The 24,560-nt window shown below is 33.7% G+C and carries 28 protein-coding genes; 9 read left to right on the top strand and 19 right to left on the bottom strand.

What is annotated here, in order from left to right:
• Nucleotides 1-11 precede the first annotated feature (11 nt).
• Nucleotides 12-1,313 carry an APC family permease gene (locus tag HNQ90_RS15240; protein WP_144116475.1) on the top strand — a complete coding sequence of 434 codons (1,302 nt, stop codon included), beginning with the start codon at nt 12-14 and terminating at the stop codon, nt 1,311-1,313.
• Between the two features lie 3 nt (nt 1,314-1,316).
• On the opposite strand, the gene HNQ90_RS15235 is transcribed toward HNQ90_RS15240, so the two are convergent.
• The 10 genes from HNQ90_RS15235 to HNQ90_RS15190 all read right to left on the bottom strand — a co-directional run bounded on the left by HNQ90_RS15235 (nt 1,317) and on the right by HNQ90_RS15190 (nt 11,802).
• Entirely contained in the window at nt 1,317-1,871 is a 555-nt protein-coding gene (locus HNQ90_RS15235) for a hypothetical protein (protein WP_144116476.1), read from the bottom strand.
• Nucleotides 1,872-1,896: 25 nt separating this feature from the next.
• A complete protein-coding gene (locus tag HNQ90_RS15230; RefSeq protein WP_144116477.1) occupies nt 1,897-3,300 on the bottom strand; it encodes a M20/M25/M40 family metallo-hydrolase in 1,404 nt (467 codons plus the stop codon).
• A gap of 245 nt (nt 3,301-3,545) precedes the next feature.
• Nucleotides 3,546-4,403, bottom strand: a complete 858-nt coding sequence (locus tag HNQ90_RS15225; RefSeq protein WP_144116478.1) for a PPK2 family polyphosphate kinase — start codon at nt 4,401-4,403, stop codon at nt 3,546-3,548.
• A gap of 18 nt (nt 4,404-4,421) precedes the next feature.
• Nucleotides 4,422-5,585 (bottom strand): sigma-54-dependent transcriptional regulator, encoded by a 1,164-nt coding sequence (locus HNQ90_RS15220; RefSeq protein WP_144116479.1) that lies wholly within the window; start codon nt 5,583-5,585, stop codon nt 4,422-4,424.
• 2 nt (nt 5,586-5,587) lie between these two features.
• A complete protein-coding gene (locus HNQ90_RS15215) occupies nt 5,588-6,382 on the bottom strand; it encodes a DUF6268 family outer membrane beta-barrel protein (protein ID WP_241678362.1) in 795 nt (264 codons plus the stop codon).
• A gap of 120 nt (nt 6,383-6,502) precedes the next feature.
• The gene (locus HNQ90_RS15210; protein WP_144116481.1) at nt 6,503-7,384 is read right to left on the bottom strand and encodes a mechanosensitive ion channel family protein; all 882 of its coding nucleotides are present in this window, start codon (nt 7,382-7,384) and stop codon (nt 6,503-6,505) included.
• A gap of 1 nt (nt 7,385) precedes the next feature.
• The gene (locus tag HNQ90_RS15205; RefSeq protein ID WP_144116482.1) at nt 7,386-8,699 is read right to left on the bottom strand and encodes an ABC transporter permease; all 1,314 of its coding nucleotides are present in this window, start codon (nt 8,697-8,699) and stop codon (nt 7,386-7,388) included.
• Between the two features lie 4 nt (nt 8,700-8,703).
• Nucleotides 8,704-9,630 (bottom strand): ABC transporter ATP-binding protein, encoded by a 927-nt coding sequence (locus HNQ90_RS15200; RefSeq protein WP_144116483.1) that lies wholly within the window; start codon nt 9,628-9,630, stop codon nt 8,704-8,706.
• Nucleotides 9,631-10,069: 439 nt separating this feature from the next.
• Nucleotides 10,070-11,188 carry a molecular chaperone DnaJ gene (gene dnaJ, locus HNQ90_RS15195; protein ID WP_144116600.1) on the bottom strand — a complete coding sequence of 373 codons (1,119 nt, stop codon included), beginning with the start codon at nt 11,186-11,188 and terminating at the stop codon, nt 10,070-10,072.
• A 53-nt stretch (nt 11,189-11,241) separates the two neighbouring features.
• Nucleotides 11,242-11,802 carry a nucleotide exchange factor GrpE gene (locus tag HNQ90_RS15190; protein WP_144116484.1) on the bottom strand — a complete coding sequence of 187 codons (561 nt, stop codon included), beginning with the start codon at nt 11,800-11,802 and terminating at the stop codon, nt 11,242-11,244.
• Nucleotides 11,803-11,950: 148 nt separating this feature from the next.
• Between HNQ90_RS15190 and HNQ90_RS15185 the strand changes: the two genes are divergently transcribed.
• The 5 genes from HNQ90_RS15185 to HNQ90_RS15165 all read left to right on the top strand — a co-directional run bounded on the left by HNQ90_RS15185 (nt 11,951) and on the right by HNQ90_RS15165 (nt 15,425).
• Nucleotides 11,951-12,604 carry a YceI family protein gene (locus tag HNQ90_RS15185; RefSeq protein ID WP_144116485.1) on the top strand — a complete coding sequence of 218 codons (654 nt, stop codon included), beginning with the start codon at nt 11,951-11,953 and terminating at the stop codon, nt 12,602-12,604.
• Nucleotides 12,605-12,777: 173 nt separating this feature from the next.
• Complete coding sequence (locus HNQ90_RS15180) at nt 12,778-13,341, top strand: TetR/AcrR family transcriptional regulator (protein WP_144116486.1); 564 nt, start codon at nt 12,778-12,780, stop codon at nt 13,339-13,341.
• Between the two features lie 67 nt (nt 13,342-13,408).
• Nucleotides 13,409-13,972: a carboxymuconolactone decarboxylase family protein gene (locus HNQ90_RS15175; RefSeq protein ID WP_144116487.1), complete on the top strand. Its 564-nt coding sequence runs from the start codon at nt 13,409-13,411 to the stop codon at nt 13,970-13,972.
• A 66-nt stretch (nt 13,973-14,038) separates the two neighbouring features.
• On the top strand, nt 14,039-14,695 hold the full coding sequence (locus tag HNQ90_RS15170) for a DsbA family oxidoreductase (RefSeq protein WP_144116488.1): 657 nt from the start codon (nt 14,039-14,041) through the stop codon (nt 14,693-14,695).
• A 43-nt stretch (nt 14,696-14,738) separates the two neighbouring features.
• The gene (locus HNQ90_RS15165) at nt 14,739-15,425 is read left to right on the top strand and encodes a haloacid dehalogenase type II (protein ID WP_144116489.1); all 687 of its coding nucleotides are present in this window, start codon (nt 14,739-14,741) and stop codon (nt 15,423-15,425) included.
• 30 nt (nt 15,426-15,455) lie between these two features.
• On the opposite strand, the gene HNQ90_RS15160 is transcribed toward HNQ90_RS15165, so the two are convergent.
• Complete coding sequence (locus HNQ90_RS15160) at nt 15,456-16,127, bottom strand: peptidoglycan DD-metalloendopeptidase family protein (RefSeq protein ID WP_144116490.1); 672 nt, start codon at nt 16,125-16,127, stop codon at nt 15,456-15,458.
• Between the two features lie 93 nt (nt 16,128-16,220).
• Between HNQ90_RS15160 and ttcA the strand changes: the two genes are divergently transcribed.
• Complete coding sequence (ttcA, locus tag HNQ90_RS15155; protein WP_144116491.1) at nt 16,221-17,018, top strand: tRNA 2-thiocytidine(32) synthetase TtcA; 798 nt, start codon at nt 16,221-16,223, stop codon at nt 17,016-17,018.
• A 7-nt stretch (nt 17,019-17,025) separates the two neighbouring features.
• On the opposite strand, the gene rimO is transcribed toward ttcA, so the two are convergent.
• Nucleotides 17,026-18,333 carry a 30S ribosomal protein S12 methylthiotransferase RimO gene (rimO, locus tag HNQ90_RS15150; protein ID WP_144116492.1) on the bottom strand — a complete coding sequence of 436 codons (1,308 nt, stop codon included), beginning with the start codon at nt 18,331-18,333 and terminating at the stop codon, nt 17,026-17,028.
• A 79-nt stretch (nt 18,334-18,412) separates the two neighbouring features.
• On the opposite strand from rimO, the gene HNQ90_RS15145 reads away from it, so the two are divergent.
• The gene (locus HNQ90_RS15145; RefSeq protein WP_144116493.1) at nt 18,413-19,183 is read left to right on the top strand and encodes a hypothetical protein; all 771 of its coding nucleotides are present in this window, start codon (nt 18,413-18,415) and stop codon (nt 19,181-19,183) included.
• A gap of 42 nt (nt 19,184-19,225) precedes the next feature.
• Nucleotides 19,226-20,305 (top strand): serine hydrolase domain-containing protein, encoded by a 1,080-nt coding sequence (locus HNQ90_RS15140; protein ID WP_144116494.1) that lies wholly within the window; start codon nt 19,226-19,228, stop codon nt 20,303-20,305.
• An 87-nt stretch (nt 20,306-20,392) separates the two neighbouring features.
• Here the strand turns inward: HNQ90_RS15140 and ftsY are convergent, their stop codons facing one another.
• The 7 genes from ftsY to HNQ90_RS15105 form a co-directional block, all read right to left on the bottom strand.
• Complete coding sequence (gene ftsY / locus HNQ90_RS15135; RefSeq protein WP_144116495.1) at nt 20,393-21,367, bottom strand: signal recognition particle-docking protein FtsY; 975 nt, start codon at nt 21,365-21,367, stop codon at nt 20,393-20,395.
• Between the two features lie 234 nt (nt 21,368-21,601).
• Nucleotides 21,602-21,754 (bottom strand): DUF4295 domain-containing protein, encoded by a 153-nt coding sequence (locus tag HNQ90_RS15130; protein WP_144116496.1) that lies wholly within the window; start codon nt 21,752-21,754, stop codon nt 21,602-21,604.
• A gap of 12 nt (nt 21,755-21,766) precedes the next feature.
• Nucleotides 21,767-21,949, bottom strand: coding sequence for a 50S ribosomal protein L33 (gene rpmG, locus HNQ90_RS15125; protein WP_144116497.1), 183 nt, complete (start codon nt 21,947-21,949; stop codon nt 21,767-21,769).
• 25 nt (nt 21,950-21,974) lie between these two features.
• Nucleotides 21,975-22,211 carry a 50S ribosomal protein L28 gene (rpmB, locus tag HNQ90_RS15120; protein WP_092852938.1) on the bottom strand — a complete coding sequence of 79 codons (237 nt, stop codon included), beginning with the start codon at nt 22,209-22,211 and terminating at the stop codon, nt 21,975-21,977.
• A gap of 82 nt (nt 22,212-22,293) precedes the next feature.
• A complete protein-coding gene (locus HNQ90_RS15115) occupies nt 22,294-23,544 on the bottom strand; it encodes a competence/damage-inducible protein A (RefSeq protein WP_144116498.1) in 1,251 nt (416 codons plus the stop codon).
• Complete coding sequence (locus HNQ90_RS15110) at nt 23,544-23,885, bottom strand: Hpt domain-containing protein (RefSeq protein WP_144116499.1); 342 nt, start codon at nt 23,883-23,885, stop codon at nt 23,544-23,546. Before HNQ90_RS15110 ends, HNQ90_RS15115 begins: the two co-directional genes overlap by 1 nt.
• Nucleotides 23,886-24,497, bottom strand: coding sequence for a fumarylacetoacetate hydrolase family protein (locus tag HNQ90_RS15105; protein ID WP_144116500.1), 612 nt, complete (start codon nt 24,495-24,497; stop codon nt 23,886-23,888). It abuts the gene before it with no gap.
• Between the last annotated feature and the right edge of the window lie 63 nt (nt 24,498-24,560).

Below are 24,560 nucleotides of genomic sequence, written 5' to 3'. Positions count from 1 at the left end.
ATAAGTTAAATATGATAAAAAAAGAAGAAGGCTTAAAAAGACGCGTTGGCGTATTAGGGTTGTCTGCCAACATAATTAATATTATTGTTGGGTCTGGTATTTTTGTATTGCCTGCTGTTGTTGCCAGTTATATGGGAGCTTCTAGTATAATAGCCTATTTGTTTTGCGGTTTTCTAATGGCTATGGTTATGCTGTGTTTTGCAGAAGCTGGAAGCAAAGTAACAAACACTGGCGGTCCGTACACCTACATAGAAACAGCATTTGGAGATTATGCCGGTTTTATTGCTGGCACTTTTGCCATTGGAAGTAATTTATTTGCCGATGCAGCCGTATCAAACGCATTAGTAAACATTATTGGCACTGCATATCCTATTTTTGCTGAAGGCTGGCCACGTTTTTTATTTCTATTTATCCTTTTTTATGGGTTAGTTTACATTAATGTTATTGGATTAAAACAAGGTATTGGCTTAGTAAAGTTTAACACCATGATTAAACTAATTCCCTTACTCCTACTTATTATATTAGGTTTTAAAGATGTTACTATTAGTAATTTATATATTGAAAATATGCCGAGTATAAAAACATTAGGAGAAACCTCTCTTATTTTATTCTTTGCTTTTCAAGGTTGCGAAACAGGTATTATTGTGGGTGGCGAAGTTATTAATCCAAAACGCACTATACCTCGAGCCATTTTAATTAGCATCTCGGTTGTTGTGATACTATATGTTTTAATACAAACCGTTTCGCAAGGTGTTTTAGGGGCTAACTTACCTAACTTTAAAGCGGCGCCACTTGCCGAAACAGCCAAAGTAGTTATGGGATCTTTTGGTTACAGCTTATTACTTATTGGAGCTGTAATTTCCATGTTTGGTTATATGAGCGGGACAATACTTAATAGCCCTAGAATAGCTTATGCCCTTTCTAGAGATAACGTTATCCCTATAAAAGCACTTTCTAAAATCCATAAAAAATTTGCAACGCCCTATATAGCCATTATAACTCATGCCACTTTGGGCTTTATTTTTGCTATTTCTGGTAGTTTTGAACAACTGGCAGTCATTGCCAGTAGCTCTATGTTAATACTTTATTTTGGTGTTGCGGTATCTGTTATTAAATTACGTAAATCTGATAGCGAGCAGAACGATGTTTTTAAAATTCCTGGCGGTCTTTTAGTACCCATTTTAGCCATGGGCATTATTGCTTACTTTTTATCTAGCCTTGGTAAAAATGAAATAATAACAACAATAGTATGTATAGCTGTATTATCTCTCGTGTTTTTAGTGCTAAGATTTAAGAAAAATAAAAAGGCTTAAATATTACTTTTTTAATGAACCTTTAAATAGATTTACATCAGAGCTAAAAGGATTTCCTGAAGCGCGACGTAACATAACAATTTGTCCGCAATGCCACAACGCATCTTCTATTGGGCCATTTATGATATTCCAGAAAGGAATCTCGGAGCTTTCAAGATTGTATGGTGTTTTGGTATCGCGTAACACATCGGATACTAGTTTTAAATTTAGTAAGGTTTGTTTACGCTGGTCTTTAAAACTTAACTCGGTCCTATTTTCGTCCTTATTATCTACTAAGATGCTATTTCTAATAAATTTTGAAAGCGCATAAATATGCGCAATAGTTTCGGCAGAAGTTCTTCCAGATGCACAAGTTTTATGGCTTAAATCTTCGTTTCTTAAACCTTGGGTAGCCCAATAAAAACGAAAGCCTAAGCCATCAATTGTTCTTGCTGCTACGGTTCCTGCTGTATATGTTTCCGGGTTATCTGGAATTTCATAAAAAGGTAGTTCCTCTTCTATTTGCGCCATAAAAACCGTGGTAAAAAGTAAGTTGAGTATTAAAAGTGATGTTCTCATAAACCTAAACTTTACCTGAAAAGCATTAGTTTTTTATTGATGTGTTATTAGAAATAGGGTTTACGCCATACTTATCGAATAAATACACTAAAGATGTCATTGTTGCAGCGCCTAGTTCAAGTTCGCGTTTATTTATAGCATCGAAAGTATCGTTACTAGCATGGTGATGATCGAAATAACGCTGAGAATCTGGACGTAAACCAGCCAAAACATTAGATTCTGTTTTTAAAGGACCAACATCTGCTCCGCTACCTCCTTTTTCAAAATAATGAATAAGATAAGGCTTAAACAGTTGTTGCCAGCTTAATACTTGACTAAAAGCAGCATCGCTACAATCGAAACTAAAACCTCGAGGTGTAAAGCCTCCCGCATCACTTTCCAGAGCAAAAATATGATTCTCGTTTTTCTGTTTGGCAACCTCGGCATATTTATTACCACCGCGTAATCCGTTTTCCTCGTTCATAAATAATACCACACGAATACTGCGTTTTGGCTTAATTCCAGATGCTTTTAACAAGCGTAAAACATCCATAGATTGCACTACGCCTGCACCATCATCGTGAGAGCCATCACCTAAATCCCAAGAATCTAAATGGCCGCCAACAATAATATATTCGTCTGGGAATTCGCTTCCTGTAATTTCGCCTATTACGTTATGCGATTGTACATCTTTAAGTTGCTTACAATTTTGTTTGAAATAAAATTGAATAGATTTATCGAGGGTTAACATGGTACTTAATAACTCTGCATCGTTTGTACTAATGGCTGCCGACGGAATTCGTTTATCGACCGGTACATTATTATAGGTCATACTTCCTGTATGCGGTAAATCGTCCATTCGTAAATTCATAGATCGCACAATAACACCAACAGCACCATATTTTATAGCTTCTACTGCGCCTTGGTAACGCTGGTTAACACAACCACCGTAAGCATCGAAAGTTTGAATTAAATCGGCTTGCATGGGGCGATTATAAAATACTATTTTACCTTGTACGCCTTCAGTACCTAGAGCTTCTAATTCTTGAAAGTTATGCACCTCTACCACTTGGGCTTTTAATCCTAAAGCTGGGGTTGCTACAGAGCCACCAAGGGCACAGATATTAACGTTAGTGGTTTTACCTGGTTCGGTTTCTATAAAGGCAAATTCTTTTGCACCACGCACCCATTTTGGAACCATTACGGGTTGTAACCACACCTTATCTAATCCTAAGGCTTCTAACTCCTCTTTGGTATAAGCTACAGCGCGTTCTGCACCCAGAGAACCCGATAACCGGCTACCAATTTGATTGGATAAATGGTTTAACCAATCGTAACTTTTTCCGTTTGTTAAGGATTGTGTATATATAGACCTTAAAACCTCGGCATCGGTTTGAGAATAGCCAATTGAAGTACTAATTCCTATTAAAATTAGAAGTATTCGTTTCATGGTGTTATTTTTTTTAAAGATACTATTTCCTTAAAATCAAGTATTACACAGAACCATAAATTTGTGTTAATAGCATGGGGCAAGTGAGTTAACGATTGAACGGCATGTTTGAAATCCTTTTTTGTGTTTGCCAAAACCTTATAAATGAGGTAAATATTTAAATAAAAGACCTATTTTTAATGCTACGAAAAAACTAAATACACAAAAAAGATTGAGTAGTGAAAGCGTGTTAAAACGCCCAAAACCTACTCGTTACTTAGCTCTTGCTTGTACATTTCGATGTTGGCTTTAACCTTATCGTCTAATTCTGGCTCTTTAATATCGGTGTATGTGCTTAAGGTGTCGTACATGATTTTTGCCATTATGAATCGTGCCGATGGCTTATCGTCTGCTGGCACAGTAAACCAAGGTGCGTGCGGTTTAGAAGTTCTGTTTATAGCCTCTTCATAATAGGTTTGATACTCGTCCCATAATTTGCGTTCTTTTAAATCGCCTGCCGAGAATTTCCAGTTTTTTTCTTTCTTATTAAGGCGACGTAGAAGTCTATTTTTCTGTTCGTCCTTTGATAGGTTTAAAAAGAATTTAAAAATTATGGTTCCGTTTTGGGCAATGTGCTTCTCGAAGTTATTTATTTGCTCGAAACGCTTATCCCAAAAGGCATCGTTTACATCGTTTACGGTGTTTATACCCGGAATATTTTCGCCCATTACATACTCTGGATGTACACGTGTTACCAGCACATTTTCGTAATGCGTTCTGTTAAAAACGCCAAACTTACCGCGTGCCGGAAGTGCGATGTAATGGCGCCATAAAAAATCGTGTTTTAACTCCAACGGGGTTGGCACTTTAAAACTATGAACCACCACTCCCCGTGCATTAAAATCTTTAAAGACTTCGCGAATTAAACTGTCTTTTCCGGCGGTGTCCATACCTTGAATACACACTAAAACAGCATATTTACCGTGTGCATAAAGGGTGTCTTGAAGTTTACCTAGTTTTTTACGAACTTTTTTAAGTTCCTTTTCGGCATCGTCTACAACAACTTTTGTTACCGATTTTTTAAGACTAATGGCTGATGTTACTTTATAATTATCTACTTGCATGTGTCTTTTATTTTAAATTTATTTTGATGCAAATAGCTTTACATCTTGTTCGCTTACCTCGCTACCACCAAGGATAATTAAACGCTCTATTACGTTACGAAGTTCTCTAATATTTCCGGTCCAATCGTACTCTTGAAGCAGTTTTATAGCTTTATCTGAAAAGCCTTTTTTGGCTGTTCCTTGCTCGCTAGCTATTTTGTTTGAAAAATGCTCTACTAATAACGGAATATCCTCTCGCCTATCGTTTAAGGCAGGAACTTTAACCAAAATTACGGCTAGTCTGTGGTATAAATCTTCTCGAAACCTACCTTCTTCTATCTCCTTTTTTAAATTTTTGTTGGTTGCTGCTACTACACGAACATCAACTTTAATATCTTTATCGCTACCTACACGTTGCACTCTACTTTCTTGCAATGCACGTAATACTTTGGCTTGGGCAGAAAGGCTCATATCGCCAATTTCGTCTAGAAAAATAGTACCACCATTAGCGGCTTCAAATTTTCCTGCACGGTCTTTATTTGCACTTGTAAACGCGCCTTTTACATGACCAAACAATTCGCTTTCAATTAACTCGCTTGGTATGGCTGCACAGTTAACTTCTATTAAACTCCCTTTAGAGCGTGTACTCTTTTCGTGTAACCAATGTGCTACTAATTCTTTTCCTGTTCCGTTAGGTCCAGTAATTAACACACGCGCATCGGTTGGAGCAACCTTATCAATAATATCTTTTATTTGAGATATGGCATCGCTTTCGCCAATCATCTCATATTTTTTGCTAACCTTCTTTTTAAGAATTTTGTTCTCGACAACCAATTCTTTTCTATCTAAAGCATTGCGTACGGTATTTAATAAACGGTTTAAATCTGGCGGTTTCGATATATAATCAAAAGCTCCTAAACGCATTGTATTTACTGCTGTATCTAAATCGCCATGACCAGAAATCATAACTATTGGAATTTCTGGCTTTATTTTTTTAACAGCCTCTAGCACCTCGACACCATCCATTTTTGGCATTTTAATATCGCAAAGTATTAAGTCGAAATCTTCGTCTTTTATTTTTTCAATACCTGCCAAACCATCTTCTGCTTCATCTACTTTATAGGCTTCGTTTTCTTCTGAAAGAATTTTTACAAGCACGCGTCTAATTGCTGCTTCATCTTCAATTACTAAAATTTTTGACATACTTAAATTTTAAATTTTAATCCTGTTCTTAAATAAAAAGCATTTAACGTGTTAAATTTAAAAACTTCATCTCTATCTTTATTACGTAATACATTGTTTAACCTAAAAGTATAACCTGTATACATGTAAGCTACTAAATGTTTTGTAAAGCAATGTTCGTACCCTAATCCTCCAATAGCAACAGATAATGATATATGCTCTGTTTTTTTACCATCTATAATAGTAGCATCTTGAAGGTGCGCCAAATATCCATCTAACCCCACAAAAACTTGCATGATGTTGCGTTCGTTAAACGTGTATTTTAAATTAGACTTTGGTACACCTGCATTATAACTCCAGTTTTCGTTTATTTCTCTAAAATAACTAACAAAAGGCAACGGAAACGGGAGACCCGTGGTAGCATTATAAGTTAACCCTAAAATTAAGCGATACGGACGTTTTAAATTCTCGTCTTTCCTTTTATCGTTTATAAAAAAGGCACCACCATTAATAAATAAATCCTGAGAACCTATGGGTTGAGATAGCGTAGAAGCTATTCGAGGATTAACTTTTACACCAAACCGCCAACTTTCGTTCCATTTAAAGGTATAACCTAAATTTAAATCGATAACGTGAATTTTGTTTAGGCTAGAAACATCAAAATCATAACCGTCTTCTAAATTAAGTAAAATACGATTATACTCTGCGCCTACTATTAAATAATTATCTTCCTTAACTTTAATAGGGTAATTTACAAGCGCTCTTAATCTTGTATATTGATCTTCAGAATTACTTTGTGGAATAAAGGAATACTCCAAACGTGCTAAATCTGTAAGTTGCGCATTTGAGAATTGAAAACATGCAAAACCTCCTAAAATAAGCAGGTATTTTAGAACAACTTTAATTCTATTTTTAAATGTAATGGTCTTGATTTTGTATTACTCTTTTTGATTAAAAATATGAACATCTCTTTGCGGAAATGGTATGGTTATATTGTGTTTTCTGAATAATCTATCTATTTCAAATCGAATTTCACTTTGCGGAATACGCGCATTAAAACTATCATCGATGGTAAAGGCCACTTTAAAGTCTAATGAACTGTCTCCAAAATTTGTGAATAGCACCGTTGGTTCTGGAAATTTAAGAACATCTTTTTGTTTTTTTGCGGCTTCTAAAAGTAGCTTTTTAACTAATTGCACATCGCTTCCATAAGCTACACCAACTGTAACGCTTTCTCGAGTTGATGTTCCGTTTTGAGTCCAGTTGTACAAGCTATTTGTTAAATATAAGTGATTTGGAATAATAAGCACTTTATTATCTATAGTTGTGGCCCTAGTAGTTCTTAACTTAATTTCTTCAACTCTACCTATTTTGCCTTCTAACTCAATAATATCGCCTACATGAACCGTTTGGTCTATAAGAATAAATACTCCCGAAATAATATCTTGAAACAGCGTTTGTAATGCCAAACCAATACCAATCATTAACGCTGCCGATGCCGCAAAAACAGCCGTAACATTAACACCTAAACTATTTAACGTAATTAATAAAATAACAAGGTATATTAACCACCTAAAATAGCCATAAACCACATTAAATTTTCCTTTATTTTCGTTTGGTAAATTTCTTGTAATAATTTTTAAAACAACTTTAAGTAATACCGTAGTAATAAAAATAACAGTTATAATAACGATAACATCCCTAATGGAAATACTTATATCTTTACTAAAATCGTAGTGCAGATTTAAAAACTCGGAAATATTCTCCCAAATTGAGCTTTCCTTAATAGTTTCTTCTAAATTTCCTATACTTTGATTCATTTTAATACTTAATCCATTTAATCAATTCCTTATAACTCGGTTTTTTACCATACATTAAAATACCTACTCGATAAATTTTTGCAGCAAACCAAACGGTAAGCATAAATGTACCTATTAATATAATCAAAGATACTACTTGTTGCCAAATGGGCACGCCAAAAGGAATACGCATAAGCATAACCACTGGCGATGTAAATGGTATAAATGAAAATACTGTAGACACTGTGCCATGAGGATCTTCAATAACCGTAAATATACCTATATAAACAGCCAAAACTAATGGCATTAAAATAGGTAACATAAATTGTTGGGTATCGGTTTCATTATCGACAGCTGCTCCAATAGCTGCATACAACGAACTGTAAAGTAAATAACCGCAAATAAAAAATAAAATAAATGCCGTTATTAAGTTAAGCAAAGGCAAGTTAAAAAATGCCGTAACAATGTTTTGAATTTCACTATTAATCTCTGGAGTTGCCATGGCTTGTTCCACCATTTGCTGCTGTGGTGTTTGCATTTGTGCCAAGTCTACGCCTAAAACAAACGATGCCACCGTCATTAAAACACCGCCTAAAATAATCCAGATTACAAATTGCGATATACCAGCTAACGAGGTTCCAATAATTTTACCCAACATAAGTTGTACAGGTTTTACCGAAGAAATAATAACTTCAATAATTCTACTCGTTTTTTCCTCAATGACACTACGCATTATCATGTTACCATAAATAATGATAAACATAAAAAGCAAATAACCAGCTGCACCTCCAAAAATTAATTTTACAACACTATCTACTTTCGATGTTTTTTCACCCTTAAAACTTTCTTGATTTATTTCAATTTGAACTTTTGAAGCTTCTAACTTTTCTACATCTATACCTTCATTTATTCTATTTTGAAGGGTTAATTCCGTTTGAATTTTATTTTCTATTGCTGAAATTAAAGTAATTGATGGCGACTCTTCTGAATAAAACGTTACATTTTTAGACTTTATTGGTCCTTCTGAAACTTTAGATATATATAGTAATCCGTAGCCTTCTGATTCTTGCACCAAAGCTTTAGCGTCATTTAACGACATGCCTTCTAAATTATTATAAGACGTATGTTCGGTGCTTTTAAACACATGACGCACTAATCCTGAATCATCTAAAACCGAAATAACTTTTACTTTATCGTTATTTAATTGCGTTAAATAAGCAACAACAGCTATAAACGTAATAAAGATTAACGGACTCAAAAACGTCATAATAATAAACGATTTGTTTTTAACCTTAGTTAAATATTCTCGTTTTATAATAAGTGGTAAATGGTTCATACTATTAACTATTATTTACAGCTTGAATAAATATATCGTTTACACTAGGAATAAGCTCCACAAAATGAGATACCTCACCTTTTTGAGTTAAATAGTTTAATAAATCATTTGGATTTTCGTCCGGATTTATTTTTATATTTAACTTAAGCTCATCTTCTAAGGTTTTAAAATTAGCCTTTGAAACACTAAACTTTTCGGAGATTTCTTTTTCTAATGCTATTTGGTTGTTTGATCGAATACCAACTTCAAACGTATTAATCTTAAATTGTCGTTTTACATCAACCAATTTACCATCCAGTATTTTATTCGATTTATGAATTAATGCAATATCATCGCACAACTCTTCTACCGATTCCATTCTATGGGTTGAAAATATTACGGTTGCTCCATTTTCGCGTAAGCGTAAAATTTCATCTTTAATTAAATTGGCATTTATAGGATCGAAACCCGAAAATGGCTCATCGAATATTAAAAGTTTAGGTTCGTGTAATACCGTAACAACAAATTGTATTTTTTGCGCCATCCCTTTTGATAGCTCTTGAATTTTTTTGTTCCACCAATCGCCAATTTCCAAACGCTCAAACCAATATTTTAAACGTTTTTTAGCTTCGGCCTTACTTAAACCTTTTAATTGTGCAAGGTAAATAGCCTGTTCACCTACTTTCATAGATTTATATAAGCCACGTTCCTCTGGTAAATAGCCTATATCCATAATATGCTTTTGAGAAAGCGTTTCGCCATCTAAAATTACCGAACCAGAATCTGGCATTGTAATTTGATTTACAATACGGATTAGCGTTGTTTTTCCTGCGCCATTAGGTCCTAAAAGACCAAATATACTTCCTTTAGGTATGGATACCGAAACGTCGTTTAAAGCTTTAAAATCTCCAAAATACTTAGAAACATTATTGACCTCAAGTAAGTTATTCATCTTGAATTTTTAATTAACTGTAAGACCGTAAATATATTAAATGTTGTAATAGAAGCTTGATGCTTTTACTAATAATTATGATTATTATAATACAAGCTTTATAAATTAATGAAAAGCCTGTGACTAAATTCAGAATTATATCAACTTAGCATTTTTAGCAGGACTTAAAGTCTTCTAAAAGCTATGTTTTACTTAAAAAACAAAACCCACCCTCAATAAATTAAGGATGGGAAAAAAATTGCTATGAAAAAGAAAAATTATCACTAAAATAAATTAGTGATATTCAAATATAGTTTTTTTTCAATACAAATACTAGATAATCACCAAAATAACTTGTAAACTTATACGGATATTTCAAGTTTTAATAAAATACCTCCCATTTTTATAAACAAAAAAAATCCGCTTAAAAGCGGATTTTTTAATCACTATATAACTATTTTTAAGAAAACATATCTTTCACTTTCTCAAAAAATGATTTATCAGAGCTTTCTGGTTTTGGCGAGAAATGCTCATCATCTTGCATAGACTCGAAAAAGTCTTTTTGCTGTTTATTCAATGTTTTTGGCGTCCATACATTAACATGTACTAATAAATCGCCTTTACCATAACCGTTTATACTTGGAATTCCTTTTCCGCGTAAGCGTAAAATTTTACCAGATTGTACTCCAGCTTCAACCTTAATACGCACTTTTCCTGTTACGGTATCTATTTCTTTTGATGTTCCTAAAACAGCATCAGGGAAACTTACATACATATCGTAATGTAAATTATCGCCTTCACGCTGTAATTTTGCATGTGCTTCTTCTTCAATAACAACAATTAAATCTCCAGAAATTCCATTTCCAGGAGCTTCATTACCCTTACCAGAAACTTTAAGTTGCATACCATCAACAACACCCGCAGGTATTTTAATAGATACAGTTTCTTCAGCTACTTTTAAACCTTGTGCATCTGCATCGCTAGGTTTTTTATCGATAGTTTGTCCCGCACCACCACAAACATTACAAGGTGCCGAGGTTTGCATTCTACCTAAAATAGTATTGGCAATTCTTGTTACTTGTCCAGAACCACCACATGTAGAACATGTTTTATAAGTAGTTCCTGGTGCTTGAACTTTACGTTTTACTTTAATTTTTTTCTCAACTCCAGTAGCTATTTCTTCTAAAGTTAATTTTACACGAATACGTAAGTTGCTCCCTTTAACTCGACGTTGGCCACCGCCACCGCCAAAACCAGAGAAACCGCCTCCGCCGCCTCCAAAGATATCACCAAACTGACTAAATATGTCGTCCATATTCATGCCGCCACCAAAGCCGCCGCCACCGCCACCATTCTCGAAAGCCTGGTGTCCGTATTGGTCGTAACGTGCTTTTTTGTTTTCGTCACTTAATATTTCATATGCTTCAGCTGCTTCTTTAAACTTAGCTTCTGCTCCTTTATCATCTGGGTTTTTATCAGGGTGAAATTCAATTGCTTTTTTTCTATAAGCTTTTTTAATTTCGGCTGCAGTTGCACCCTTATTAATCCCTAATATTTCGTAAAAATCTCTTTTAGCCATTCCTGTTCCTACCCTTCCAAAAAGAAAGGACATTTTTTAATTATTAATACTTTTTATTGCCCTATAACTACTTTAGGAAAACGAATTACTTTTTCTCCTAGAAGATATCCCTTTTCAACGATGTCGATAATTTTCCCCTTCATATCATCAGAAGGTGCTGGTATTTGCGTTATAGCTTCGTGGTTATCGGCATTAAAAACATCGCCTTTTTTAACTTCCATAGGCTTTAGTCCTTTTTGCTCAAGCGTTTTTATTAATTTCTGGTAAATTAATAATACACCTTTACGTAATTCTTCAGCCTCTTTATCGTCTTCGATATGTGTTAAAGCACGCTCAAAATCATCTAAAACAGGTAATAATGTTTTCATAACACCTTCACTTGCTGTAGAAAATAATTCTATACGTTCTTTAGCTGTACGCCTTTTATAATTTTCAAACTCTGCAAATAGCCTTAAAAACTTATCTTTCTCTTGCTTTACTTCAGCTTCAAGTTTTTCTTCATTGGTAAGTTCTTCTTCAACTTGCTCTTCTACTTGTGCTTCTACCTCAACTGCTTGGTCTTGGGTAGATTCCACTTGTTCGTTCTCTATATCGTTATTTTCTTTATTACTCATGGTAAATTCAATTTTTTCAATCTTAAATTAAAGTTGGCAAAAGTACTGCCATTATTATAAAAATGTCATAATGTCATTAAAATAATTATAATTTTTTTTCTGATTGGTATTGTCTAATTTTACACAATAACAATTAAAACATTTTAAAATGAAAAAGAATATTGCAAAGATTTTATTTGTAGCAGCATTAGCTATAACAGCAACAAGTTGTAAAGACAAAGCAAAAGAAGCTGCTACAACAGCAGCCGAAGCTGTTGAAGAAGTAGTAAATGCAGAAAAGTATACGGTTAACACAGAAGCATCTACTATTACATGGGCAGGTTACAAGCCTACAGGATCACATAATGGAACTATTGCTATTGAAAATGGTATTTTAGATGTTACTAACGGTAAAATTGTTGGAGGTTCATTTATTATTAACATGGACTCTATTACTGTTTTAGACATTCCTGCAGACGATAAAGGAAACGCTAAATTAGTTGGTCACTTAAAAAATGCCGATTTCTTTGATGTTGAAAAACACCCTAACGCTGCCTTTACTATAACTGGTTTAGAAGAAGTAGATGGTAAAACAATGCTTTCTGGTAACTTATTACTTAAAGAAACTAAAAACAATGTTACGTTTCCTGTAACGGTTACAAATGAAAATGGTTCTATTACACTTACTAGTGAAACCTTTACTATAGACCGTACAAAATGGAATGTACAATATGGTTCTAAATCTATTTTTGATAATTTAGGTGATAAATTTATTAATGACGATATGGAATTAAAAGTTACAGTTAAGGCTACAAAGTCTTAATTTTTAAACACATATTTTTTAAAGCCACTTTCTTAAAACAGAGTGGCTTTTTTGTTTTTAACCACGCTGTTAAATAGATTGCATTCTTATTTTCATTCTCAAAAAACTAAAATAATGTTAAATCTTTTTTTATTACTAAACGATTGGTTAGTTTTGTAGTGTAAAACATAATAATGGCTAGAAACAAACAATATAACGAAGGGGAAGTCCTTGAAAAAGCAATGCACCTCTTTTGGAAAAACGGCTATGAGACAACCTCTATGCAAATGTTAGAAAAAGAAATGGGCATTAATAAGTTTTCCATTTATTCTAGTTTTGGCAATAAACATGGATTGTTTCTAGAAAGTTTAAAACAGTATAAATCTAGAGTAAACGATGTTTTACAAAAGTTTAAAAACGGAACTAAGGGCATTGAAGATATTAAACAATTTTTCTATGATTCTGTAAGTTCTAATTTTAAAAACGACCATTTAAAAGGCTGTTTTGTAACAAACACTTATAATGAATTTTCTGAAACTGAAGACGAATTAATCAAAGAGCAGATGGATTCTTTTATGGATAATTTAAAATCTATCATTATTGAAAAATTAAAGATGGATTCTACCAAAACTGAAGACACTGTTTTAAAACAAGCTAACTATTTACTATTAGCAAAGCATGGTTTAGCAGCAGCAGCAAGAGTAAACACAACACAAGAAATTGAAGATTATATTGAAATGACTTTCAAAAACATATAACCCTTTTTTTTACACAATAACTAAACGAACGTTTAGAAATAATTAACATAAATATAAAATAAAAATTATGACAACTTTAAAAATTCACGACATTGAAACGGCTCCAACGGAAGCAAAACCTTTATTAGAAAACTCTAAAAAAGCATACGGTATGATTCCTGGTTTACACGGTGTTTTAGCGGGTTCTCCACAAATTTTAAAAGCATACCAAACCTTACATGAGCTATTTACTCAATCTTCATTTAACGAAGAAGAATTAACTGTGGTTTGGCAAGCCATTAACGTAGAGCATGCATGTCATTATTGTGTTCCTGCACACACAGGTATTGCAAAAATGATGAAAGTTGATGATGCTATTACTGAAGCTTTACGTAACGAAACACCTTTAGAAAATTCTAAATTAGAAGCCTTACGTACTATGACTTTAACTATTGTTAGAAATCGTGGTAACGTATCGCAAGCAGATTTAGACACCTTTTACGCAGCTGGTTATGAAGAAAAACATGTTTTAGATATCATTTTAGGATTATCGCAAAAAACTATAAGTAACTACACAAATCATATTGCAAACACACCTGTAGATGCCGCTTTTGAAAAATTTGCTTGGTCTAAAGAAGAAGTAAACTCTTAATAATTTAAATTTGATTAATAGCAGTAGACCTTCCGTATTTACGGAAGGTTTATTAATTTTAAGCTTATGAAAGAAAAATTAAAAATAGATATCGTATCAGACGTTGTATGTCCTTGGTGTACCATTGGCTACAAGCGTTTAGAAAAAGCCATTCAGGAATTAGGTATTGAAGACCAAATTGAAATTGAATGGCAACCGTTTGAATTGAATCCTAATATGCCCTCTGAAGGTCAAAATGTAACCGAACATATTGCAGAAAAATATGGGGCTACTTTAGAACAGCAGAAGGAATCTCAACAACACATGACTGAAGTTGGAGAAGAACTCGGTTTTAAATTCGATTATTTTGACGACATGCGTATGGTAAATACTTTCGATGCCCATATTTTATTAGAATATGCTAAAGCTTTTGGTAAGCAAACCGAATTAAAAATGACACTAACTAAAGCGTTTTTTAGCGACCGTAAAGATGTGTCCGATCTAAATATTTTAAAAGAAGCCTTAATGCACGTAGGTTTAAATGCAGACGAAGCATTAGCCCAATTAGATAATGAAGACGCGCGTTACCAAATACGGCAAACCCAAAACTATTGGAAAAACTTAGGAGTAAATTCGGTGCCAACAGTTGTTTTTAATCGAAAAAGTGCTGTTACTGGCGCGCAACCTGTAGATACATTTAAGCAAGTACTAACCGAGTTAATAGCGGAACAAGCTAATGCATAATATAAGAAGAATTGATACCTAGTAAACCTAAATAACGAATACTATGACACCTTTGAAACCTAAAGTACTTTTTTTTGATGTAAACGAAACGCTTTTAGATCTGTCTACTATGAAAAAGCAGATTGGAAAAGCTTTAGGCGGCAAAGAGGATTTGCTCCCTTTGTGGTTTACAACAATGTTACAGTATTCGTTAGTGGTTTCGGCAAGTGGTACGTATCACTCTTTTGGACAAATAGGTGCTGCTGCATTGCAAATGGTAGCAGCAAACCATAACATTACAATTTCTGAAAATGAGGCTCGGAACATTGTTACAGATTCTATGCAAAACCTACGGCCACACCCCGAAGTCAAGGATACTTTAGTTACTTTAAAAGACGCTGGATACCAATTGGCAGCTTTTACAAACTCATCGCAAGATGGATTAAAAAATCAATTTAAAAATGCTGGATTAACGGATTATTTTGATGACATGCTTAGTGTTGAGTCTACCGGAAAATTTAAACCATTTACAGACACCTATCTTTGGGGAGCAAAAAAAATGGGCGTAAAACCTGAGGACTGTATGCTAATTGCAGCCCATGGTTGGGATGTTGCAGGTGCACTTTGGGCAGGTTGGCGCGCAGCTTTTGTACACAGACCAGGACAACAAAGGTTTCCTTTAGCTCCAGAAACGGAAATAGTTGAAACAGATTTAAATAAAATTGCTAGTATTTTGGCCGCTTATCAGTAAAAACTCTAGTACTTTTAATTGAAGTACAAATTAGCCTTTGATGCTTAGTAAAAGCTCTGGATTTGGGCAATTTTCTTTATAAAATTCCAAATCGTTTTTATTACAAACTCCGGGATAATCGCCTTTAAAATCTCCTAAATTCTTAATTATTTGAAAATGCAAATGTGGCGGATAATCGCCATTTACAGAAGCATCACCAAGAGTTGCTATTTCTTCATTTTGTTTAAAAACGGTTCCAACTTTTAAGCTATTTATAGAAGCTAAACTTAAGTGGCCATACAGCGTATAGAATACCATGCCTTTAAAATGGTGATCCAAAATAATAGTTGGACCATAATCGCCATAATTGGTATTGTTATTAAAACTATGCACACGGCCATCTAAAGGTGCATAAATTGGTGTTTCTGCTACGCACCATAAATCGACACCTAAATGAATATTGCGTTCGCTCTCGGCTTGATTATTAAAATGAATACTGCGCTTATAAATGTTTCTAACTTCTAAATAGCCACCGTAAGCCACTTCCGCCTGACCTTTCGATATTACACTATTTACATAATCTCCAAGCTTTTCTGCAGATGACACATCGATAGTATTTAGCTGAGAATTGGTTTCAGATAAATCTAACGGAATATATCTTGAAGCATCTATAACCTGTATTGGCTGCTCTCCTATTTTTTTAAGTACTTCTAAAAAACTCAATGCTTATTATTTAGGTATTCTCCAAAAGTAATAAAGAATTTCTTTAAGATTAAAATATTCGATATTATCCAATTAAATAATATTTTTGCATTCATGGAAAACAAGGAACAGGTTACAAAAAAATTACATCGTGCAGTTGGCGAAGCCATTAAACAGTTTTCAATGATTGAAGATGGCGACTCTATTATGGTGTGTCTTTCTGGAGGAAAAGACAGCTATACACTGTTGCAAATGATGTTACATTTTCAAAAAGTAGCGCCAATATCCTTTAAGATTATAGCGGTTAACTTAGACCAGAAACAACCTGGTTTTCCTGAAGCCATTTTACCAACTTACTTAAGCCAATTAGGAGTTGATTATAAAATAATAGAAAAAAACACCTATAAGGTGGTTATGGAGAAAACCCCGGAAGGCAAAACAACTTGTAGCTTGTGTTCTAGATTACGTCGTGGCACATTATACGAAGCAGCCAAAGATTTAGGTTGTAACAAACTGGCTTTAGGTCATCATAGAAACGATATTATAGAAACATTTTTATTAAATTTCTTTTTTGCAGGAAAGCTTGAAACCATGCCACCAAAGTTTAAAAACGATACTGGCGATTTAGTTGTTTTAAGACCTTTAGCCTTTTGCAAAGAAAGTGATATAGAAGCTTATTCGAACTACATGAATTTCCCAATAATTCCTTGTAATTTATGTGGCTCGCAGGAGAATTTACAACGTAAAAAGGTAAAACAAATGATTGCCGATTGGGAAACCGATTTTCCTGATAGAAGTTCTGTTATGATGAATGCTCTACAAAACGTGTATCCTTCTCATTTACTAGACAGAAACCTCTATAATTTTGATACACTCGAAGACACCACTGTAAAAGATGACACCTTTGTTTAAAATACTTTTACGCTGTTACAACTTCGGCATACAAATCAAAATCTTCTGCTTCAATAATTTTAACAGTTGTGTATTCTCCTGTTTTTAGGTAGGTATTAGTCGCATCAATTAAAACTTCATTATCCACGTCTGGTGAGTCAAATTCAGTTCTACCAACAAAATAGTTACCTTCTTTTCTGTCGATAACTACCTTTAGTACTTGTCCAATTTTATGTTGATTCAATTCCCATGAAATTTGAGATTGAATTTCCATAATTTGATTTGCTCTTTCTACTTTTACCTCCTCTGGAACATCATCTTCTAAATTATAAGCATGTGTGTTTTCTTCATGAGAATAGGTAAAACATCCTAAACGTTCAAAACGCATATCTTGAACCCATCGTTTTAATTCTTGAAAATGTGCTTCAGTTTCACCAGGATACCCAACAATAAGTGTTGTTCTAATAGTCATTTCTGGAACAGCTTCTCTAAATTGAGAAATTAACTTTGTAGTTTTCTCTTTAGTTGTACCACGACGCATACTTTTAAGAATATCATCAGAAATATGCTGCAACGGAATATCTAAATAGTTACACACTTTATCCTCGCGTTTCATAACATCTAAAACATCTAATGGAAATCCTGTAGGGAAAGCGTAATGTAATCGAATCCATTCAATACCGTCTACCTTTACTAAAGCTTCTAATAATTCGGCTAAGTTTCGTTTTTTATATAAATCTAATCCGTAATAGGTTAAATCTTGAGCGATAAGAATTAATTCCTTTACGCCATTAGCTGCTAATTTTTCAGCTTCAATAATAATCTCTTCAATAGGTGTGCTTCTATGTTTCCCACGCATAATTGGAATAGCGCAAAACGAACAAGGTCTGTCGCAACCTTCAGCAATTTTTAAATATGCATAGTTTTTTGGGGTTGTTGTTAAACGCTCTCCAATAAGTTCGTGTTTATAATCGGCACCTAAAGCTTTTAAAAGTCCTGGCAACTCCGTGGTTCCAAAATACTCATCTACATTAGGAATTTCTTTTACTAAATCTGGCTTATAACGCTCACTTAAACAACCTGTTACAAAAACTTTATCTACTTCACCTTCATCTTTTTTCTTAACATACTCAAGAATAGTGTTTACACTTTCTTCCTTGGCATTATTAATAAATCCGCAGGTATTAATTACAACAATATTCCCCTCTTCTTCGTGAGCAACATCCTTTCCATTGGCCTTTAACTGCCCCATTAACACTTCGCTGTCGTAAACATTTTTACTACAACCAAGGGTTACTACATTAATTTTGTTCTTCTTAAGAGTTTTTGTGCGCATAGCTTAAAATTAGTGCGCAAAGATAACAAATGATTTGAAGAGTAAACTACCTTAGAGCTAATCTATTGATAAAGAATTTATGGATAAAAAATACAATTGCGTAAGTATTTTATTATATTTACAAGTAAAATTGTCCCAAACAATGTTTATATTTAATAAAAAGGCGCTAATAGTAACCTTATTGCTCATTTTAGTAAATGGGTTAGTGGTGATTTTTTGTGAAAGATTAACACTATCTATAGTAAACATTATTAGCACTTCTATATTATTCCTCTTTTTTTTACCATACGCTAAAAGAAATTACACTTTACTTTTAGGTTTTATTTTTTTAGTCTTTAGTTCAATTTGCTATTTGGATTATGAAAGCCCCATGCTAAGGCTTTGGCTTCATTTATTTAGAATATTTGCTAATATTTTCTTTATCATACATATTTACCCTAAGCATAAAACAATAACATATCATAACTTTGGATTGTACATAATTATGGTGGTTTTAATTCTTTTAAACATCTATTTAATTTACAGCATAAACGGTTTAGTGGATTATTATACTGGCACACTAAAATATAGTAGTATAGCCATATATAGTCTTGGTGCAGCACATATATTATTAGCGACCGTTACCTTTTGGCTTAATATGGTAACGGATAAAATACCCAGCTATTTTGTTGTTTTTGTTACCTTGTACATTCTGTCTGACATAATAAATATTTTAGGCTATAGCTTTGATTCTAATATATTATTTACAATTAATCGTACTTTTTATATTTTTGGTTTATATTTTCTAATCTATTATGCCTATACCTTACTAAACCCTGCACAAGAAAATAGTAAAACCTTGAATACATAATTAAACCTTATTAAAATTCAATCGTCTAACAACAAAAACAAGATGAAATCTATACTTTATTATTCTATAGTTTTTCTACTTCTCTTTAATAGTTGCTCTAATACTTCTGAAGATAATGCAAAAGAAGAAGAATTAACTCCAGATACCATGTATTTTCCTGAAAACACTAGTGACTATTGGGAAAGCACCACTATAGCAGAATTAAATTGGAACACAAACAACTTACAACCTCTACTAGATTTTTTAGAAGAAAAAAACACTAAAAGTTTTATGATTCTGTACAACGGAAAAATTGTTTTGGAGGAATACATGAATGACCATAACAACTCTAAATCATGGTATTGGGCAAGCGCAGGCAAAACGTTAACTACAACGCTTACTGGAATTGCTCAAAATGAAGGTTTACTAAATATAGAGCATATGGTTTCTGATTATTTAGGAACAGGCTGGACAAGCGCCACCATAGAACAAGAAAATTTAATTACATGTAAACATTTATTATCCATGAATTCTGGGTTGGATGATAGTTTAGGTGATGATGTATCTTCAGAAAACTTACAATACCTCGCCGATGCGGGTTCACATTGGTCCTACCACAATGTATATGTAAAATTGCAAGATGTTATTGCTAGCGCAAGTAACCAAGATTGGTCCGATTATTTTAACAGTAAGCTGAGAGACAAAATTGGTATGACAGGGCAATGGATAAATTTAGGAGACTTAAGTGTTTATTGGAGTAATACACGAAGCATGGCCCGCTTTGGTCTATTAATTGCTGCTCAAGGTACTTGGGAAGATTCTCAAATTATACCTCAAGAATTTTTAACCGATGCTACAAATACTTCTCAAAATATAAATAAAGCTTATGGTTATATGTGGTGGTTAAATGGAAAAGACAGCTATCATTTACCAGAGTCGCAAATAGAGTTTAATGGCAAACTTATACCAAATGCTCCCGATGATATGTTTGCTGCTTTGGGTAAGAATGATCAGAAAATATATATTGTGCCTAGTAAAAATCTAGTTGTAATACGCATGGGAGAAGCTGCCGATGAGGATAACTTTGCCCTTTCTACTTTTGATAATGATTTATGGGGAAAAATTAATGCACTAATTAATTAGCATGACATTCACGACTTCGCTTGCGGAAATTTTAAAAAGTAAGAAGTAATATCGTGAATTTCCCACCTTAGCGAGAATCAAAACCTATTATTTGAAAAATGAATCGACAAACTCGAATTTATTAAAAACCTGAAGATCTTCAATACCCTCGCCAACGCCAATATATTTTACAGGTATTTTAAACTGGTCTGATATACCAATTACAACACCACCTTTGGCAGTACCATCTAATTTTGTAACTGCTAAAGCTGTTACCTCGGTTGCCGCTGTAAACTGTTTTGCTTGCTCGAATGCATTTTGACCGGTAGAACCATCTAAAACTAATAAAACATCGTGTGGCGCATCGCCAACCACTTTTTGCATTACACGCTTAACTTTAGTAAGCTCGTTCATTAGGTTTATTTTATTATGTAAACGACCAGCTGTATCTATTATAATAACATCTGCCTCCTGGTTTACACCAGACTCTAAAGCATCGAACGCTACAGAAGCAGGATCGCTGCCCATATCTTGACGTACCATTGGTACATCTACTCTATCTGCCCAAACCTGAAGTTGATCTATGGCTGCTGCTCTAAACGTATCGGCTGCACCTAAAACTACTTTTAAACCCTGCTTTTTAAATTGATATGCTAGTTTTCCTATAGTTGTTGTTTTTCCAACACCATTTACGCCTACTACCATTAACACATAAGGTGTTTTGGTTCCGTTGGCTTGTTTTGGTAAAGTAGGAATTGTGTATTCGGTTTCTTCGCCAGAATTTGTCTCGCTTAATAATGCCGCAATTTCTTCGCGTAATATTTTATTTAGTTCGTCGGTACCTAAATATTTATCTTTAGAGACACGAGCCTCAATACGTTCTATTACTTTTAAAGTTGTATTTACACCTACATCGCTAGATACTAAAACCTCTTCAAGATTATCTAAAACATCATCATCTACTTTAGATTTTCCTGCTACAGCTTTACTTAGCTTACCTAAAAAGCTAGTTTTAGTTTTTTCTAATCCCTTATCTAGGGTTTCTTTTTTTTCTGAAGAAAATATTTTTTTAAAAAAGCTCATTTTTCTTGTTGGTTGGTTAATATTAACTACAAAGTGCTTTAGGGATTGCAGCGACATCCTTTTGCTTTTTCGCAAAAGATACAGCGGAAAGCCCGACCCTTGCGGTAACGCCCTAAAAATTAGAGTCAATTACCTTACCAAAAACTTAATACCTGTTATTATGGCATATAAATATAAAATAAAAAAGCCGCTTTCGTATAGAAAGCAGCTTATAATATCTTGAAACAAGGATTATTACTTTTTAGCTAAAAAGTCGTTTACTTGATCTGGATTCATAATAGATTCAACAAACATGTAAGCTCCTGTTTTTGGAGACTTAACCATTTTTATTGCTTTTGTTAATCTTTTAGATCCTGTTTGTAATGATGCTACTGATTTCTTTGCCATGATCTATTTTTTTTACTTGATTTCTTTATGAACTGTCATACGTTTAAGGATAGGATTAAATTTTTTAATCTCCATTCTATCTGGCGTATTCTTTTTGTTTTTTGTTGTAATGTATCTTGAAGTTCCTGGTTTTCCAGACTCCTTGTGCTCTGTGCACTCTAAGATTACTTGTATTCTATTGCCTCTCTTTGCCATGTCTTTTTCTTATTAAATACAGCTATTATTTTAAAAATCCTTTAGATTTTGCATCTTTAATTGCTGCAGAAATTCCTATTTTGTTGATAGTTTTTAACGCAGATGTAGAAACCTTTAAAGTTATCCAGCTGTCTTCTTCTGGAATGTAAAAACGTTTCTTAACTAAATTCGCATGAAACTTGCGTTTAGTTTTGTTCATTGCATGAGACACATTGTTTCCAACCATGGCCTTCTTTCCTGTAAGTTCACAAACTCTTGACATTGTATATAACTTTAAATTCTTTGTTGCTTAAAATCGAGGTGCAAATATATAAAATCTTTATAATCTGACAACCATATTTTTATCAATTTTTAAAAATTTCTTTTAGCATCATTTCCAACGCCTTATTTACGGCTTTATTTATGACCTTTATTCTAGAATTTCCGAAGTTAAATCCTTCGGAATAAACGCCTGTTTTACTAGCAATAGCAACGAATACCGTTCCTACCTCTGCATCGGACTCGCCTTTTGTTGGTCCCGCATTTCCGGTTGTTGCAATAGCATAATCCGATTGAAATAATTGCTGTGCATTTTTTGCCATAGCCTCGGCAACTTGAAAACTTACTACAGAATGCGCATCAATTTCTGCTTTTGGAACCTTTAAAATGTTAATTTTCGATTCGGTTGCATAAGTTACTATACCGCCTTTAAAAAATGCCGATGCTCCAGAATGTGTTGTAAATCGTTCGGCAACTGCTCCGCCTGTGCAACTTTCTGCAATGGCTAAGGTTTTTCCTAACTTAGTTAATTGTTTTGCTATTACAACTTCTACAGAGCCATCCTCATCCTCTAAACCAGCGTATTCCTTTTGTATTAAAGGTATAACCTTATCTATTTGCGCTTGTACTTCTTGCTTTAATTGGACTTCGTTAAACCCAGAAGTGGATAAACGCAAACGCATTTTCCCTAAATTGGGTAAGTATGCCAATTTAATGTGTTTGGGTAAAGCATCTTCCCAAGCTTCAATTCTTGCAGCTAAGGCACTTTCGCCTAAACCGTAAACCAATAATGTTTTATGTAATATAAAAGGACAATTGTATTTAACTTTTAATTTAGGTACAACTTGCTCTTCTATTAAAGCTTCCATTTCGTAAGGCACACCTGGTAAAGAAATAAAAACTTTATCGTTTTTTTCTAGCCACATGCCAGGAGCTGTACCTAACTTATTCATTAACACCTTGGCTTTACTTGGCACAAAGGCTTGATCTTTATTTACTTGAAGCAACTGCGTTCTTACATGTTGTTTCCAAATGTTTTCTATGTTTTCTAAAACCGATTGATCTCTAACCAAGGTATCATTAAAATACTCTGCTATGGTTTTTTTAGTAATATCGTCTTTTGTTGGGCCTAAACCACCTGTACATATTATAATATCTACTCTGTTTTCGGCATCTGCTAAGGCTTGTAATATATGCGCCTTATCATCTTGTATGGAAGTAATTTGAAAAACAGAAACACCTATTTTATTTAGCTGTTTTGCCATAAAAGCAGAATTGGTATCTACAACTTGACCAATTAAAAGTTCATCACCTATAGTGATTATTTCTGCCTTCATTATAGTTTAAAATCAGATTTCATTTCGGCACTAGCTTTATTTACTGCCGTAAGTACAATGTTTAATTGAGCCGTAACATCCTCATCGGTTTTAGTAAACTTGCCCCAATCTTGCACTTCAATTAATTTATCTAATACACCAAGCTCAAACAAATCTATAGTCGGTTTCATTTTATGTGCTGCTTGGTAAGCTTCTTGATAATCTTTTGCTGCCACAGCATTTTTTAAACGCTCAGCATCAATAGGAACTTCTTCTAAAAAAGCTTCGGCTAAAGCCGCAATAAAACTTTCGTCGTTATCGGCTAATTCACGTACCCTAAATAATTTATAATGTAGTTCCATTTATTTTACAGTTATTGAAAACATTTCTTGATTTTCTATAAAACCAGTTAACTTATCGTTGGCAAAAACTTTGCCAACTCCTGCTGGTGTGCCTGTAAATATAACATCTCCAATCTTTAAAGTGAAATATTTTGACACATATTCTATTAATTCATCAATTTTCCAAAGCATATGGCTTGTATTTCCATTTTGTACAATATCTTCATTCTTTTTTAAAGAAAATTGAAAATCGTCAATATTAGCTACCTCCTTTTTATCTATCCATTTGCCTATAACCGCAGCGCCATCAAAAGCTTTTGCTTTCTCCCAAGGCAACCCTTTAGCCTTTAATGTACTTTGTAAATCGCGGGCGGTAAAATCAATACCCAACCCAATTTCATTATAATATTTACCAGCAAATTTTTTATCAATATGCTTCCCTACTCTATTAATTTTCACCAAAACCTCAACCTCATAATGCACATCATCAGAAAAATCTGGAATAAAAAACGGTTGTTTTTTTAACAAAATAGAAGTGTCTGGTTTTAAAAACACTACAGGATCTGTTGGTTTCTCGTTTTGCAACTCCTTTATATGTTCGGTGTAATTTCTACCTATGCAAATTAGCTTCATGTATTATTAAATTTATTTTGGGCGTTACCCGAAAAGGGTCGGGCTATTCGTTACAAGTCCTCG

The organism is Algibacter amylolyticus, from assembly GCF_014202225.1.
In the GTDB taxonomy this organism is placed as follows: Bacteria; Bacteroidota; Bacteroidia; order Flavobacteriales; family Flavobacteriaceae; genus Algibacter_B; species Algibacter_B amylolyticus.
Note: the sequence above shows the minus strand (reverse complement) of the source record. Positions and strands in the feature narration are given on the sequence as shown.

Coding starts and splice junctions, on each gene's coding strand:
- rpmB (WP_092852938.1), bottom strand. CDS start 22,211: ATGTCAAGAGTTTGTGAACTTACAGGAAAGAAGGCCATGGTTGGAAAC.
- HNQ90_RS15110 (WP_144116499.1), bottom strand. CDS start 23,885: ATGGAACTACATTATAAATTATTTAGGGTACGTGAATTAGCCGATAAC.
- rpmG (WP_144116497.1), bottom strand. CDS start 21,949: ATGGCAAAGAGAGGCAATAGAATACAAGTAATCTTAGAGTGCACAGAG.
- HNQ90_RS15170 (WP_144116488.1), top strand. CDS start 14,039: ATGAAAGAAAAATTAAAAATAGATATCGTATCAGACGTTGTATGTCCT.
- HNQ90_RS15210 (WP_144116481.1), bottom strand. CDS start 7,384: ATGAATCAAAGTATAGGAAATTTAGAAGAAACTATTAAGGAAAGCTCA.
- HNQ90_RS15130 (WP_144116496.1), bottom strand. CDS start 21,754: ATGGCAAAGAAATCAGTAGCATCATTACAAACAGGATCTAAAAGATTA.
- HNQ90_RS15225 (WP_144116478.1), bottom strand. CDS start 4,403: ATGCAAGTAGATAATTATAAAGTAACATCAGCCATTAGTCTTAAAAAA.
- ttcA (WP_144116491.1), top strand. CDS start 16,221: ATGGAAAACAAGGAACAGGTTACAAAAAAATTACATCGTGCAGTTGGC.
- HNQ90_RS15235 (WP_144116476.1), bottom strand. CDS start 1,871: ATGAGAACATCACTTTTAATACTCAACTTACTTTTTACCACGGTTTTT.
- HNQ90_RS15190 (WP_144116484.1), bottom strand. CDS start 11,802: ATGAGTAATAAAGAAAATAACGATATAGAGAACGAACAAGTGGAATCT.
- HNQ90_RS15165 (WP_144116489.1), top strand. CDS start 14,739: ATGACACCTTTGAAACCTAAAGTACTTTTTTTTGATGTAAACGAAACG.
- ftsY (WP_144116495.1), bottom strand. CDS start 21,367: ATGAGCTTTTTTAAAAAAATATTTTCTTCAGAAAAAAAAGAAACCCTA.
- HNQ90_RS15175 (WP_144116487.1), top strand. CDS start 13,409: ATGACAACTTTAAAAATTCACGACATTGAAACGGCTCCAACGGAAGCA.
- HNQ90_RS15115 (WP_144116498.1), bottom strand. CDS start 23,544: ATGAAGGCAGAAATAATCACTATAGGTGATGAACTTTTAATTGGTCAA.
- rimO (WP_144116492.1), bottom strand. CDS start 18,333: ATGCGCACAAAAACTCTTAAGAAGAACAAAATTAATGTAGTAACCCTT.
- HNQ90_RS15205 (WP_144116482.1), bottom strand. CDS start 8,699: ATGAACCATTTACCACTTATTATAAAACGAGAATATTTAACTAAGGTT.
- HNQ90_RS15200 (WP_144116483.1), bottom strand. CDS start 9,630: ATGAATAACTTACTTGAGGTCAATAATGTTTCTAAGTATTTTGGAGAT.
- HNQ90_RS15230 (WP_144116477.1), bottom strand. CDS start 3,300: ATGAAACGAATACTTCTAATTTTAATAGGAATTAGTACTTCAATTGGC.
- HNQ90_RS15145 (WP_144116493.1), top strand. CDS start 18,413: ATGGATAAAAAATACAATTGCGTAAGTATTTTATTATATTTACAAGTA.
- HNQ90_RS15240 (WP_144116475.1), top strand. CDS start 12: ATGATAAAAAAAGAAGAAGGCTTAAAAAGACGCGTTGGCGTATTAGGG.
- HNQ90_RS15220 (WP_144116479.1), bottom strand. CDS start 5,585: ATGTCAAAAATTTTAGTAATTGAAGATGAAGCAGCAATTAGACGCGTG.
- HNQ90_RS15105 (WP_144116500.1), bottom strand. CDS start 24,497: ATGAAGCTAATTTGCATAGGTAGAAATTACACCGAACATATAAAGGAG.
- HNQ90_RS15180 (WP_144116486.1), top strand. CDS start 12,778: ATGGCTAGAAACAAACAATATAACGAAGGGGAAGTCCTTGAAAAAGCA.
- dnaJ (WP_144116600.1), bottom strand. CDS start 11,188: ATGGCTAAAAGAGATTTTTACGAAATATTAGGGATTAATAAGGGTGCA.
- HNQ90_RS15185 (WP_144116485.1), top strand. CDS start 11,951: ATGAAAAAGAATATTGCAAAGATTTTATTTGTAGCAGCATTAGCTATA.
- HNQ90_RS15140 (WP_144116494.1), top strand. CDS start 19,226: ATGAAATCTATACTTTATTATTCTATAGTTTTTCTACTTCTCTTTAAT.